The 12,995-nt window shown below is 70.6% G+C and carries 14 protein-coding genes and 5 tRNA genes; 3 read left to right on the forward strand and 16 right to left on the reverse strand.

The window, feature by feature from the left end; translation table 11 throughout:
* Positions 1 to 10: 10 nt before the first annotated feature.
* The 3 genes from ACIQR3_RS30680 to ACIQR3_RS30690 all read right to left on the reverse strand — a co-directional run bounded on the left by ACIQR3_RS30680 (position 11) and on the right by ACIQR3_RS30690 (position 3,040).
* Entirely contained in the window at positions 11 to 1,168 is a 1,158-nt protein-coding gene (locus ACIQR3_RS30680) for a D-alanine--D-alanine ligase family protein (protein ID WP_403543902.1), read from the reverse strand.
* A gap of 70 nt (positions 1,169 to 1,238) precedes the next feature.
* On the reverse strand, positions 1,239 to 2,249 hold the full coding sequence (locus tag ACIQR3_RS30685; RefSeq protein ID WP_403543903.1) for an NAD(P)H-dependent glycerol-3-phosphate dehydrogenase: 1,011 nt from the start codon (positions 2,247 to 2,249) through the stop codon (positions 1,239 to 1,241).
* Complete coding sequence (locus ACIQR3_RS30690) at positions 2,246 to 3,040, reverse strand: lysophospholipid acyltransferase family protein (protein WP_403543904.1); 795 nt, start codon at positions 3,038 to 3,040, stop codon at positions 2,246 to 2,248. The genes ACIQR3_RS30685 and ACIQR3_RS30690 overlap by 4 nt, the downstream gene beginning before the upstream one ends.
* A 154-nt stretch (positions 3,041 to 3,194) precedes the next feature.
* Here ACIQR3_RS30690 and cofC point away from each other — a divergent pair, with 154 nt between their 5' ends.
* Entirely contained in the window at positions 3,195 to 3,833 is a 639-nt protein-coding gene (gene cofC / locus ACIQR3_RS30695; protein WP_403543905.1) for a 2-phospho-L-lactate guanylyltransferase, read from the forward strand.
* 9 nt (positions 3,834 to 3,842) lie between these two features.
* The gene (locus tag ACIQR3_RS30700) at positions 3,843 to 4,055 is read left to right on the forward strand and encodes a hypothetical protein (RefSeq protein ID WP_403543906.1); all 213 of its coding nucleotides are present in this window, start codon (positions 3,843 to 3,845) and stop codon (positions 4,053 to 4,055) included.
* A gap of 81 nt (positions 4,056 to 4,136) precedes the next feature.
* Here the strand turns inward: ACIQR3_RS30700 and ACIQR3_RS30705 are convergent, their stop codons facing one another.
* From ACIQR3_RS30705 to leuC, 4 genes are all read right to left on the reverse strand, one after another.
* Positions 4,137 to 4,781 carry an HU family DNA-binding protein gene (locus tag ACIQR3_RS30705; protein WP_215170026.1) on the reverse strand — a complete coding sequence of 215 codons (645 nt, stop codon included), beginning with the start codon at positions 4,779 to 4,781 and terminating at the stop codon, positions 4,137 to 4,139.
* A gap of 136 nt (positions 4,782 to 4,917) precedes the next feature.
* Positions 4,918 to 5,148: a hypothetical protein gene (locus ACIQR3_RS30710; protein WP_403543907.1), complete on the reverse strand. Its 231-nt coding sequence runs from the start codon at positions 5,146 to 5,148 to the stop codon at positions 4,918 to 4,920.
* A 255-nt stretch (positions 5,149 to 5,403) separates the two neighbouring features.
* On the reverse strand, positions 5,404 to 5,997 hold the full coding sequence (leuD, locus tag ACIQR3_RS30715) for a 3-isopropylmalate dehydratase small subunit (protein WP_403543908.1): 594 nt from the start codon (positions 5,995 to 5,997) through the stop codon (positions 5,404 to 5,406).
* A gap of 6 nt (positions 5,998 to 6,003) precedes the next feature.
* Complete coding sequence (leuC, locus tag ACIQR3_RS30720; protein ID WP_403543909.1) at positions 6,004 to 7,434, reverse strand: 3-isopropylmalate dehydratase large subunit; 1,431 nt, start codon at positions 7,432 to 7,434, stop codon at positions 6,004 to 6,006.
* Between the two features lie 195 nt (positions 7,435 to 7,629).
* On the opposite strand from leuC, the gene ndgR reads away from it, so the two are divergent.
* On the forward strand, positions 7,630 to 8,346 hold the full coding sequence (ndgR, locus tag ACIQR3_RS30725; protein ID WP_215170018.1) for an IclR family transcriptional regulator NdgR: 717 nt from the start codon (positions 7,630 to 7,632) through the stop codon (positions 8,344 to 8,346).
* A gap of 186 nt (positions 8,347 to 8,532) precedes the next feature.
* Here ndgR and ACIQR3_RS30730 read toward each other — a convergent pair.
* The 9 genes from ACIQR3_RS30730 to ACIQR3_RS30770 form a co-directional block, all read right to left on the reverse strand.
* Positions 8,533 to 8,605 (reverse strand) — tRNA-Glu (locus ACIQR3_RS30730).
* Between the two features lie 28 nt (positions 8,606 to 8,633).
* Positions 8,634 to 8,705, reverse strand: a tRNA-Gln gene (locus ACIQR3_RS30735).
* Positions 8,706 to 8,725: 20 nt separating this feature from the next.
* Positions 8,726 to 8,798 (reverse strand) — tRNA-Glu (locus ACIQR3_RS30740).
* A gap of 29 nt (positions 8,799 to 8,827) precedes the next feature.
* Positions 8,828 to 8,900 (reverse strand) — tRNA-Glu (locus ACIQR3_RS30745).
* A 21-nt stretch (positions 8,901 to 8,921) separates the two neighbouring features.
* A tRNA-Gln gene (locus ACIQR3_RS30750) sits at positions 8,922 to 8,993 on the reverse strand.
* Between the two features lie 93 nt (positions 8,994 to 9,086).
* Positions 9,087 to 9,821 (reverse strand): HAD family hydrolase, encoded by a 735-nt coding sequence (locus tag ACIQR3_RS30755; RefSeq protein WP_403543910.1) that lies wholly within the window; start codon positions 9,819 to 9,821, stop codon positions 9,087 to 9,089.
* Positions 9,822 to 9,901: 80 nt separating this feature from the next.
* Positions 9,902 to 11,386: a glutamate--tRNA ligase gene (gltX, locus tag ACIQR3_RS30760; RefSeq protein ID WP_403543911.1), complete on the reverse strand. Its 1,485-nt coding sequence runs from the start codon at positions 11,384 to 11,386 to the stop codon at positions 9,902 to 9,904.
* Entirely contained in the window at positions 11,379 to 12,164 is a 786-nt protein-coding gene (locus ACIQR3_RS30765; protein WP_215170013.1) for a fumarylacetoacetate hydrolase family protein, read from the reverse strand. Before ACIQR3_RS30765 ends, gltX begins: the two co-directional genes overlap by 8 nt.
* A gap of 102 nt (positions 12,165 to 12,266) precedes the next feature.
* Positions 12,267 to 12,455 (reverse strand): hypothetical protein, encoded by a 189-nt coding sequence (locus ACIQR3_RS30770; RefSeq protein WP_309032541.1) that lies wholly within the window; start codon positions 12,453 to 12,455, stop codon positions 12,267 to 12,269.
* Positions 12,456 to 12,995 lie beyond the last annotated feature (540 nt).

Consider the following 12,995-nt stretch of genomic DNA (forward strand, 5'->3'; position numbering starts at 1 on the left):
GCACGCTGCTTCAGCGCAGCCCCGTCGGCCGGTTCAGCGCGGCCTGCACCAGCCGGTCCACCAGCTCCGGGTAGCTGACCCCGCTGGCCTGCCACATCTGCGGGTACATCGAGATGGGCGTGAAGCCGGGCAGCGTGTTGATCTCGTTGATCACGAACTCGCCGTCGTCGGTGAGGAAGAAGTCCGCGCGGACCAGCCCTTCGCAGGACGCCGCCTCGAACGCCTCGACCGCGAGCCGCTGGACCTGAGCCGTCTCCTCGTCGGTGAGCGGCGCGGGCACCAGACCGGGCGTGGAGTCGATGTACTTGGCCTCGAAGTCGTAGTACGCGTGCGCGCTCGGCGGCGGGATCTCGGCGGGTACGGAGGCCCGCGGGCCGTCCTCGAACTCCAGCACCCCGCACTCGATCTCGCGGCCGGTGAGCGCCGCCTCGACCAGGATCTTCGGGTCGTGGCGGCGGGCCTCGGCGATCGCCTCGTCGAGCCCGTCGAGGCCGTCCACCTTGGTGATGCCGATCGACGAGCCCGCGCGCGCGGGCTTCACGAACAGCGGCCAGCCGTGCTCGCCGGCGAAGTCGACGATCTTCTCGCGGGCGGCGGAGGCGTCCCGCTCCCACTCGCGCGGGCGGATCACCACGTACGGGCCGACCTTGAGCCCGAAGGAGGTGAACACCCGCTTCATGTAGTCCTTGTCCTGGCCGACCGCCGAGGCCAGCACGCCCGAGCCGACGTACGGCACCCCGGACAGCTCAAGGAGCCCCTGCAGGGTGCCGTCCTCCCCGTAGGGGCCGTGCAGGACGGGGAAGACGACGTCGACCTCGCCGAGCGCCTTGGGCACCGAGCCCGGTTCGCTGTAGACGACCTCGCGGTTGGCGGGGTCGACGGAGAGCACCACGGCGCCCTCGACCGGGTCGGCGAGCTGCTCCACCGTCGGCGTGCGCCGCTCGGTGATCGCCATGCGTTCGGGCTCGTCGGCGGTGAGGGCCCACCGGCCGTCCGTCGTGATGCCGATCGGCAGGACCTCGTACTTGGTCCGGTCGAGGGCGGCGAGGACGGCGCCGGCGGTGACCACGGAGATCCCGTGTTCGGAGCTGCGCCCGCCGAACACGACGGCGACCCGCGGCTTGCGGGACGGCTGCTCGGGGCTCTGGGGGAGGTTCTCGGTGCTCATATCGCGTCGAGAGTACCCGCCCCCCGGACCGCGTCACAGCGTCCGCCCCGGGCAAACGGGCGAGGGTGGCTCAGCGTCGCTCGGGCTTCGCGCTGCGCGACATCAGCTCCTTGACGGCGACCACCGGGGGCTTGCCCTCGTGCACGATCTCGAAGACCGTCTCGGTGATCGGCATGTCGATGTCGTGCCGGCGGGCCAGATCCAGCACCGACTCGCAGGACTTGACGCCCTCGGCGGTCTGCTGGGTGACCGCGATGGTCTCCTCCAGGGTCATGCCCTTGCCGAGGTTGGTGCCGAAGGTGTGGTTCCGGGACAGCGGCGAGGAGCAGGTCGCCACCAGGTCGCCCAGGCCCGCGAGCCCGGAGAAGGTCAGCGGGTCGGCGCCGAGCGCGACACCGAGCCGGGTGGTCTCGGCGAGGCCCCGGGTGATGAGCGAGCCCTTGGCGTTGTCGCCGAGGCCCATGCCGTCCGCGATGCCGACGGCGAGCCCGATGACGTTCTTCACCGCGCCGCCGAGTTCGCAGCCGATGACGTCGGTGTTGGTGTACGGGCGGAAGTACGGGGTGTGGCAGGCGGCCTGGAGGCGCCGGGCGACGGCCTCGTCGGTGCAGGCGACGACGGCGGCCGCCGGCATCCGGGCGGCGATCTCCCGGGCCAGGTTGGGGCCGGTGACCACGGCGACCCGGTCGGCGCCCACCTCGGCGACGTCCTCGACGACCTCGCTCATCCGCATCGCGGAGCCGAGTTCGACGCCCTTCATCAGGGAGACCAGGACGGTGTCCGGGGCGAGCAGCGGGCGCCACTTCGCGAGGTTCTCGCGGGCCGTCTGGGAGGGGATCGCCAGCACGGTGAAGTCGGCGCCGGCCGCGGCCTCGGCGGCGTCGGTGGTGGCCCGGACGTTCTCGGGGAGTTCCACGCCCGGCAGGTAGTCCGGGTTGGTCCGGGTGGAGTTGACGGCGTCGACGAGCTGCGGGCGCCGCGCCCACAGGGTGACCTCGCATCCCGCGTCGGCGAGGATCACAGCGAACGCGGTGCCCCACGACCCGGTGCCGAAGACGGCCGCCTTGACGGGCTTGCTCACGTGCCCTGCCCTTCTGCCTGTTTGCCGTGCGTCTGTGCCTGGGCGCGCCCCCGCGTCTGCGCCTGGGTGCGGCGCCGCTGTTCGATCCGCTCGCGGCGCGGGTCGTAGGGCGTCTCGGGCGCCTTCTCGCCGCGGATCTCCTCCAGCTGGCGGGTGACGGCGGCCATGATGACCTCGGTGGCCTCCTTCAGCACCTCCGCGGTCATCTCCTGGCCGTAGAACCGGGAGAGGTCGACGGGCGGGCCGGCCAGCACGTGGTGGGTCTTGCGCGGCAGCAGGCGCGGCTTCTTGGCGTACGGCGGCAGCAGTTCGTTGCAGCCCCACTGGGCGACCGGGATGACCGGGCACCTGGTCTGCAGGGCGACGCGCGCGGCGCCGGTCTTGCCGGTCATGGGCCAGCCGTCGGGGTCGCGGGTGAGGGTGCCCTCGGGATAGAAGGCGACGCACTCGCCGCGCTCCACGGCGTCGATCGCGGCCCGGAAGGCGCTGAGCGCGTCCGTGCTCTCCCGGTAGACGGGAATCTGCCCGGTGCCGCGCATCGCGGCGCCGACGAACCCCTCCTTGAAAAGTCCGCTCTTTGCCAGGAAACGGGGAAGGCGGCCGGTGTTGTACTGATAGTGCGCGTATCCGAGGGGATCGATGTGGGAATTGTGATTCACGGCGGTGATGAATCCACCTTCGGCCGGAATGTTCTCCATTCCCCGCCAGTCCCGCTTGAGCAGTATCACCAGCGGCGGTTTGCAGATCACCGCGGCCAAGCGGTACCAGAAGCCGATTCTGCGGCGGGGCACGCGGACACCTTCCTCTAGGGCCTGGGCGGGGCAGGGGAGCCGCACAAGTGTCGCCCCGGGCCACCGGTCTGTCGAGGACACGGTACGCCCCGGCCACCCGGTGACCACTGCCCCCGGGTGACAATGAGCGCGACAAGAGAGGGACGGATCGCCTGTGCAGTGGACCTTGGTCGTGCCCGTGAAGCCCTTGGCCCGGGCCAAGAGCAGGCTGTCGGACACGGCGGACGACGCGGTACGGCCGGACCTCGCGCTGGCGTTCGCCCTGGACACCGTGGCGGCGGCGCTGTCCTGCCCGGCGGTGGCGGATGTGGCAGTCGTCACGGACGATTCCCGGGCGGGTCGGGAGCTGGCCGCGCTCGGCGCCGGCGTCGTCTCCGACGAGCCGGGCGGCGGCCTGAACACGGCCCTGGCCCACGCGGCGGCGGCCGTACGGGCCGCGCGCCCCGGAAGTCCGGTGGCGGCGCTGAACGCCGATCTCCCGGCGCTCCGGCCGGCCGAATTGGCCCGGGTACTGAATGCGGCGGCGCAATTCCCGCGTTCTTTTCTGCCGGACGCGGCCGCGCTCGGCACGACGCTGCTGGCCGCCGCCCCGGGCCGCGCGCTGGACCCGTTCTTCGGCCCGGATTCCCGCCGCGGACATCGCGCGTCGGGGGCGGTGGAACTCGGGCTCGACGCGGTGGATTCCGTACGCCAGGACGTCGACACCGGCGAGGATCTGCGCGCCGCGCTGGCGCTGGGGGTGGGGCCGCGGACGGCCGCGGCCGCGGCGCGGCTGCTGATCGCCGAGCAGTAGGCTGCCGTCATGCAGGCGACCGCTTACACGTACGACCCCGACAGCCGCAGCGGGCAGGTGCTGCTGGACGACGGCACTCCGGTGCCGTTCGACGCGGCGGCGTTCGACGCGGGCGGCCTGCGGCTGCTACGGCCCGGGCAGCGGGTGCGGATCGAGACCGAGGGGTCGCGGGGGCCGGGCGAGGGCCCGCGGATCACGCTGATCACGCTGATCACGCTCTGAGCGGCACTCCGGAACAGGCCGCGGGCCGGACTCCCGAGGGAGTCCGGCCCGGCGTGTGAGTGCCCTGGGTGCCGCCGCCCGTCACTTCTTGCGTGCGGTGGCCTTCTTGGCGGTGGTCTTGCGCGCGGTCGACTTCTTGGCCGGCGCCTTCTTGGCCGTGGCCTTCTTCGCCGGGGCCGTCTGCGCGGTGGTCTTCTTCGCCGTGGTGCCGGCCGACTTCTTCGCGGGGGCCTTCTTGGCGGCGGTCTTCGCCGTGGTCGTGGTCTTCTTCGCCGCCGTGGCCGTCTTCTTCGCCGCGCCCGTGGTCTTCTTGGCGGCGGCCTTCTTGCCCGCGGCCGTCGTCTTCTTGGCGGCGGCCTTCTTGCCGGCGGCCTTGGAGATGGTGGGCGGCGGGCCGGAGAGGCTGCCCTTGGGCGCCTTCTTGACCGCGATGTCGTTCTTCGGGAGCTTCTTCGAGCCGCTGACCAGGTCCTTGAAGCCCTGACCGGCGCGGAAGCGCGGAACGGAGGTCTTCTTGACCCGAACCCGCTCGCCCGTCTGAGGGTTACGGGCGTAGCGTGCCGGGCGGTCGACCTTCTCGAAGGAACCGAATCCGGTGACCGAGACCCGGTCGCCCGCGACCACCGCGCGGACGATGGCGTCCAGAACCGCGTCGACGGCGTCGGCGGCCTGCTGCCGCCCCCCCATCTTGTCGGCAATCGCTTCTACGAGCTGCGCCTTGTTCACGTCTTCCCCTTCGGAGACCTCGCCAGAACGAGAATGTTCAAGCTTTTTCGCACGTTAGGCAGATATATACCGCAAATCAAACACGAAACGGGCTAATCACCCTTGTGCCGCAACGGACTCGACTGTCCCGGCCTGTTCAGCGTTGCCCGTCGGAGAACCGACCATCGTCGAGATCCTCCGTGAACCGCTCCAGACGCCTTGCCGCACCGGCGGGATCGTGCTTGGCCGCGGCCGTAATGACCAGCAGCTTCCGGGTCAGCGCCATCCGTACGCCCTCCGGGACTTGCAGTGCGCGCACTCTTGTGTGCGCTTCCTTGAGCCGGGACGCGACCGCCGCATAGAGCTGGAGTTGGCCGTCGTGTTCCATGCACAGATTGTGCCATCTGGGGCGAGTTGTCGCCTGCGCAGGGGGCAACTGCCGCCCCACACGCCCCCTCGGGCCGCCGCCCAGGAGGCCGTCCGATGACTCACGTACCCCGCCAACCACCTGCGTAACGTGGGAAGTTGCCGCCTCGCAGGACACCGCCCGGGCCCCGACACGGCCGTACCCCCGATCGGTCCGATCGGGGGTACGGGGAGTGTCTGCGGGTGGCCGAAAGTCGACCTCGCTACGGCCTCGGGGTCAGACCTGGACCGTCCGCGGCTTGAACGACGGGCGCTTCGCCTCGTACGCGGCGATGTCCTGCTCGTTCTGGAGCGTGATGGAGATGTCGTCCAGCCCGTTCAGCAGCCGCCAGCGGGAGTTCTCGTCCAGCTCGAAGGCGGCGGTGATGCCCTCGGCGCGCACCTCGCGGGTCTCCAGGTCGACCGTGACCTCGGCCTGCGGGTCGTTCTCCGTCAGCTCCCACAGCGCGTCCACGGTCTGCTGGTCGAGGACCACGGTGAGCAGGCCGTTCTTCAGCGAGTTGCCGCGGAAGATGTCGGCGAAGCGGGAGGAGATCACGGCCTTGAAGCCGTAGTTCTGCAGCGCCCACACCGCGTGCTCGCGGGAGGAACCGGTACCGAAGTCGGGGCCGGCGACCAGTACGGTCGCGCCCTGCCGCTCGGGCTGGTTGAGGACGAAGGTCTCGTCCTTGCGCCAGGCCTCGAACAGCCCGTCCTCGAACCCGTCCCGGGTCACCTTCTTGAGCCAGTGCGCGGGGATGATCTGGTCGGTGTCCACGTTGCTGCGGCGCAGCGGGACGGCCCGGCCGGTGTGCGTGGTGAATGCTTCCATGGCTGATCAGACTCCAGCGGGCGTGAGGGCGTCGGCGGCGGCGAGGTCGGCCGGGGAGGCGAGGTGCCCCGTGACGGCGGTCGCGGCGGCGACCTGCGGGGACACCAGGTGGGTACGCCCGCCCTTGCCCTGCCGGCCCTCGAAGTTGCGGTTGGAGGTGGAGGCGGAGCGCTCACCGGGGGCGAGCTGGTCGGGGTTCATGCCCAGGCACATCGAGCAGCCCGCGTGCCGCCATTCGGCCCCGGCCTCCTTGAAGACCGCGTCCAGGCCCTCGGAGACGGCCTGCAGACCGACCCGCGCGGAGCCCGGGACGACCAGCATCCGTACGCCGTCGGCGACTTTGCGGCCCTTGACGATCTCGGCGGCGGCGCGCAGGTCCTCGATGCGGCCGTTGGTGCAGGAACCTACGAAGACGGTGTCCACCTTGATGGACCGCAGCGGCTGCCCGGCCTCCAACCCCATGTACTCCAGGGCCTTTTCGGCGGCGAAGCGCTCCGAAGCGTCTTCGTACGAAGCCGGGTCGGGGACGACGGCCGAAAGCGGCGCGCCCTGGCCGGGGTTGGTGCCCCAGGTGACGAACGGCGACAGCTCGGCGGCCTCGATGACCACCTCGGCGTCGAACTCGGCGTCGTCGTCGGTGCGCAGCGTCTTCCAGTACGCGACCGCCGCGTCCCAGTCCGCGCCCTCGGGGGCGTGCGGGCGGCCCTTGAGGTAGGCGAAGGTGGTCTCGTCGGGGGCGATCATGCCCGCGCGGGCGCCGGCCTCGATCGACATGTTGCAGATGGTCATGCGGGCCTCCATCGAGAGCTTCTCGATGGCCTCGCCGCGGTACTCCAGGACGTAGCCCTGGCCGCCACCGGTACCGATCTTCGCGATGATCGCGAGGATCAGGTCCTTGGCGGTGACGCCGTCGGGCAGCTCGCCGTTGACCGTGATCGCCATGGTCTTCGGGCGGACCATCGGCAGCGTCTGGGTGGCCAGCACGTGCTCCACCTGGGAGGTGCCGATGCCGAAGGCCAGCGCGCCGAAGGCACCGTGCGTCGAGGTGTGCGAGTCGCCGCAGACCACGGTGGTGCCGGGCTGGGTCAGACCGAGCTGCGGTCCGACGACGTGCACGACGCCCTGCTCGACGTCGCCCAGCGGGTGCAGCCGGACGCCGAAGTCCGCGCAGTTCTTGCGCAGCGTCTCCAGCTGGACCCGGGAGACCGGGTCGGCGATCGGCTTGTCGATGTCGAGGGTCGGGGTGTTGTGGTCCTCGGTGGCGATGGTCAGGTCGAGCCGCCGCACGCTGCGGCCGCTCTTGCGGAGGCCGTCGAAGGCCTGTGGGCTGGTCACCTCGTGCAGCAGGTGCAGATCGATGAAGAGGAGGTCGGGCTCGCCCTCTGCGCGCCGGACGACGTGGTCGTCCCAGACCTTCTCCGCGAGTGTCCTACCCATCGCTTTCCCTCCGGCCGGCAACGGCTCGCCGGCCCAACTAGAGATCTTGAGGAAGCGGCGCCCGCGCCCCGGTTTCCGGGCAACCGCCACCAGGCCCTTACGTCACGGGCCGTTGTGACTTGGTGCCTTCCAGAGTGGCGCGTTCCACGGAAAATTGAACTTGCGTTTCACAGAGTGAGACGCGAGTATCGTTGCATGGACAACAGTAGCGGCGTCGGCGTTCTGGACAAGGCGGCCCTCGTCCTGAGCGCTCTGGAGTCCGGTCCGGCCACCCTCGCGGGGTTGGTCGGTGCGACCGGACTGGCACGACCCACGGCCCACCGCCTGGCCGTGGCGCTGGAGCACCACCGTATGGTGGCGCGCGACATGCAGGGCCGCTTCATCCTCGGCCCGCGCCTGTCGGAGCTGGCCGCCGCGGCCGGCGAGGACCGGCTGCTCGCCACGGCGGGCCCGGTGCTCACCCACCTCCGTGACGTGACGGGCGAGAGCGCCCAGCTCTACCGCCGCCAGGGCGACATGCGCATCTGCGTCGCCGCGGCGGAGCGGCTGTCCGGCCTGCGGGACACGGTGCCGGTCGGGTCCACGCTCACGATGAAGGCCGGTTCGTCCGCCCAGATCCTCATGGCCTGGGAGGAGCCCGAGCGGCTGCACCGCGGCCTGCAGGGCGCCCGCTTCACGGCGACCGCCTTGTCCGGCGTACGGCGCCGGGGCTGGGCCCAGTCCATCGGCGAGCGCGAGCCGGGCGTCGCCTCGGTGTCCGCGCCGGTGCGCGGCCCGTCCAACCGCGTGGTGGCCGCCGTCTCCGTCTCCGGCCCCATCGAGCGCCTCAGCCGCCACCCGGGCCGGATGCACGCCCAGGCCGTCATCGATGCCGCCGGCCGCCTGTCGGAGGCCCTGCGCCGCTCCAGCTGACGACACCAGGGTCGGCCCCAACGCCGCGGCCGACCTTGAGTGCACGCCCCGCCAGGGGCGCGGGGCTGTGACCTGGGCGGCTTCGCCGCGCGGGCGCGAGCGAGCGCGACGAACCCGCACCCGCCGCACAACGAAAACGGCCCCCCGCCTCAAGCGTTTCCGCTGAGGCGAGGAGCCGTCGTCCCGTACCCCCGACCGGATTCGAACCGGCGCTACCGCCTTGAGAGGGCGGCGTGCTAGGCCGCTACACAACGGGGGCGTGGATCCTGCGTTTCCGCAGGTCCGAGCTGGTCTACCTGGACTCGAACCAAGACTAACTGAACCAGAATCAGTCGTGCTGCCAATTACACCATAGACCAATGTGGTTTAGACCAGACAGTACCCCCGACCGGATTCGAACCGGCGCTACCGCCTTGAGAGGGCGGCGTGCTAGGCCGCTACACAACGGGGGCCCTAGCGATCACCATGAAGTGGATCACCGTACCCCCGACCGGATTCGAACCGGCGCTACTGCCTTGAGAGGGCAGCGTGCTAGGCCGCTACACAACGGGGGCTTTGCAGATGAGCTCTGCGAGCTGGCCTACCTGGACTCGAACCAAGACTAACTGAACCAGAATCAGTCGTGCTGCCAATTACACCATAGGCCACTGGAACGCAAGCCCCGTGCTGGGGATCTTGTTCTAGTTTCGCGCTTTCGGTTCCGGCCTTTCGGCCCGCTCCCCGGCGGCGCAGGAAGAACATTACCCGAAGGTGGACGGGGCTCCAAAACGAGTATCCCCACCGAGGAGCGAGGGGAGTTCCGCGAGGGACGCGATGCGGCGCGGGCCGACGGGCGGGTCGACGGTCGCGTACACGCCGCCCCGGTCGAGCCAGACCGACAGCAGCCCGGCGTCGGCGGCGCCCCGGCCGTCGATCTCCGGGTGGTCGCCGACGTAGGCGACCTGCTCCGGAGCGAGGGAGAGCGCCTCGCAGGCCGCCAGGAAGGCGCCGGGATCGGGCTTGGAGACGCCCAGCTCGGCGGCGCACAGGATGGCCTCGAAGCGGTCGTGGACGCCGAGGACGCGCAGTTTGCGGTCCTGGACGGTGAGGCTGGAGTTGGAGAGCACGGCGTGCCGGTGGCTGGCGGCGAGGGCGTCGAGGACGGGCAGGACGTCCGGGAAGAGGGCCCAGGCGGCCTCGTAGTGCGCCAGGTAGCGGTCGAACCAGCCGTCGGCCTCGGTGTCGGTCAGCTCCGGGCGGTCCAGGAAGACCCGGGTGCGGTCGCGCCGCTGGGTGGGGAAGTCGACCTCGCCGGCCGCGAACCGGGCCCACTGGGCGTCGGTGACCGCCCGCCACTGGGTCAGGGCCTCCTCGGCGCTCCCGTACCGGTCGAGCAGCCCCTCGGCCACGAGGTGGGCGCGCATGCCCTCGCGGTCCGCGGAGGTGTAGTCGAAGAGGGTGTCGTCGACGTCCCAGACCACGGCTTCGATCGTCATGTTCCCGACGGTACCGGGGTACGGCGAGGGGCGGCAGACCGTGCCGTCACGGTCTGCCGCCCCTGTCCGGCGTACGGGCGTCAGGACGCGAGCCGTGCCAGCGCCGCGTCGATCCTGGTCAGCGCCTTCTCCTTGCCCAGGACCTCCAGGGACTCGAAGAGCGGCAGGCCGACCGTGCGGCCGGTGACGGCGACGCGGACCGGGGCCTGGGCCTTGCCGAGCTTGAGGCCGTGGGCCTCGCCGGCGGCCAGGACGGCCTCCTTGAGGGACTCCGGGGAGCTCCAGTCCGCCGCGTCCAGCTTCTCGCGGGCGGTGCGCAGCAGGGCGTCGGAGCCCTCCTTCATCGCCTTGGTCCAGCTCGCCTCGTCGAAGACCGGCTCCGGCAGGAACAGGAAGTCGACGTTGTCGGTGATCTCGGAGAGGACCTTCAGGCGGGTCTGCGCGTGCGGGGCGATCGCCTGCCACTTGGTCTCGTCGAAGTCCTCCGGCGCCCAGGGGGCGAAGGGCGGCTTCAGCCACGGGCGGCAGCGCTCGGCGAAGTCCTTCGCCTCCAGCATGCGGATGTGGTCGCCGTTGATGGCCTCGCACTTCTTGAGGTCGAAGCGGGCCGGGTTGGGGTTGACGTCCTTGACGTCGAAGGCGGCGACCATCTCGTCGATGGTGAAGATGTCCTGGTCGGCGGAGAGGGACCAGCCGAGCAGGGAGAGGTAGTTGAGCAGGCCCTCGGGGAGGAAGCCGCGCTCGCGGTAGAGGTTCAGGGACGACTGCGGGTCGCGCTTGGAGAGCTTCTTGTTGCCCTCGCCCATCACGTACGGCAGGTGGCCGAAGGCGGGGATCTCCTTGGCGACGCCCAGCTCGATCAGCGCCTTGTACAGGGCGATCTGGCGGGGGGTGGAGGAGAGCAGGTCCTCGCCGCGCAGGACGTGGGTGATCTCCATCAGGGCGTCGTCGACCGGGTTGACCAGCGTGTACAGCGGGGCGCCGTTGGCGCGGACGATGCCGTAGTCCGGGACGTTCTCCGGCAGGTAGGTGATCTCGCCGCGGACCAGGTCGGTGAAGGTGATCGCCTCGTCGGGCATCCGGAAGCGGACGATCGGCGTGCGGCCCTGGGCCTCGTACTCCTCGACCTGCGCGGCGGTCAGCTCGCGGCAGTGGCCGTCGTAGCCGGAGGGCTTGCCGGCGGCGCGGGCGGCCTCGCGGCGGGTGTCCAGCTCCTCCTGGGAGCAGTAGCAGCGGTAGGCGTGACCGGCGTCCAGGAGCTTCTGGGCGACGTCCCGGTAGATGTCCATGCGCTGCGACTGGCGGTACGGCGCGTGCGGGCCGCCGACCTCGGGGCCCTCGTCCCAGTCGAAGCCGAGCCAGCGCATCGAGTCGAGGAGCTGGTCGTAGGACTCCTCGCTGTCGCGGGCGGCGTCGGTGTCCTCGATGCGGAAGACCAGAGTGCCCTGGTGGTGGCGCGCGAAGGCCCAGTTGAACAGGGCGGTGCGGACCAGGCCCACGTGGGGGTTACCGGTGGGCGAGGGACAGAAACGGACGCGTACGGGGGACGACGCTGCGCTAGCCACGCTTGACAACCTTGTTGGTGAGAGTGCCGATGCCTTCGATGGTGACGGCGACCTCGTCGCCGACGTTGAGGGGGCCGACCCCGGCCGGGGTGCCGGTGAGGATCACGTCGCCGGGGAGCAGGGTCATCGCCTCGGTGACGTTGACGACCAGGTCCTCGATGGAGTGGATCATCTCGCTGGTGCGGCCGAGCTGGCGCTGCTGCCCGTTGACGGTGAGCTGGATCGTCAGGTCGGCGGCGCGGGCGAGGTCGATGTCCGTCTCCACCCAGGGCCCGAGCGGGCAGGAGGTGTCGAAGCCCTTGGCCCGGGCCCACTGCTTCTCGCGGCGCTGGACGTCGCGGGCGGTGACGTCGTTGGCGCAGGTGTAGCCGAGGATGACGTCGGCGACGCGCTCGCGCGGGACCTCGCGGCACATGCGGCCGATGACCACGGCCAGCTCGGCCTCGTGGTGCAGTTCCTGCGAGAAGGAGGGGTACTGGATGTCGTCGCCGGGGCCGGTGACCGAGGTGGACGGCTTGAAGAAGGCGAACGGGGCGTCGGGCACCTCGTTGCCCAGCTCCCTGGCGTGCTCGGCGTAGTTGCGGCCGAAGGCGACGACCTTGTTGGGGAGCACCGGCGGCAGCAGCCGGACCTTGCTCAGCGGGACCTTCGTGCCGGAGAGCTCGAAGTCCGCGAACGGGATGCCCTTGATGATGTCGAGGACGAGCTGGTCCGGCTGGTCGCCCTCGACCGCGCCGAAGGCGACGTTCCCGTCGATGGAGAACCTGGCGATGCGCACGGGTTGCTTGGCCCCTTGACTGATGCGGCTGGAGTCTGACGCTCCAGGCTAACGCGGCAAGGGGCGGGTGCCTCGCGCATCACCGCCGCTCGGGCCGGCGTGCTACTCGGCCGGGGTGGCCGAGGCGGGGATCTCCATGAGGATGGTGCGCCGGGGGTTGGCGGTCTGGGTGGGCAGCTCGACGGCGTGCTCCGGCTGCTCCGGGGCCCGCAGTTCGCCGGCGTCCTTCAGGTGGACCAGCGTCGTGCGGCGCGGATTGGCGATCTTGTGGAACATCATCGTCGTCTTCACGGTGGTACGAGCCTCATGGGGTGCGGGCGCCGGGGCGGCCCGGAAGGGCCTCGCGCGGGCGCGGGTTGTCGGATTTGCCTTCTCTGTAAAGCGCCAGGCTAAACACGCGATTCCCCACCGAAGACGTGAAGGACTCATGGCAACCGTGTGAGTTTCCTCACTGAGCAAGGGGCAAAGCGGTCAAAGCAGACCCCCACCCTGCCGCCAGGAAACGGACATTGCCCCCCTGAAGCGACCATTCCGCTCCTGATCATGGCGACTGGGACACCCGCCGGGGACCGATGACTCGTGGTCATACGCCCGTTTTGCCGTCGACCACTCTCTACGTCCGGTGACCCGGCCCTCACGTGCTGTCACGCCGGTCGCGGGCTCTCCCATGGCCCTTGTTGGAGATCCTGCACTGTGCTGGAATTCCACGGACCGCCGCAGGATCGAGCCGGCACACGGGGGGCGCACCGAAGCGCCGAGTGGCGGCAAGAGGGGGAACCGGCGCCGGTTACTCACGACCATCAGGGGGCGTATTCAGGGCGCCCCCGAGAC

It is taken from the genome of Streptomyces sp. NPDC090994 (assembly GCF_044768905.1).
In the GTDB taxonomy this organism is placed as follows: domain Bacteria; phylum Actinomycetota; class Actinomycetes; order Streptomycetales; family Streptomycetaceae; genus Streptomyces.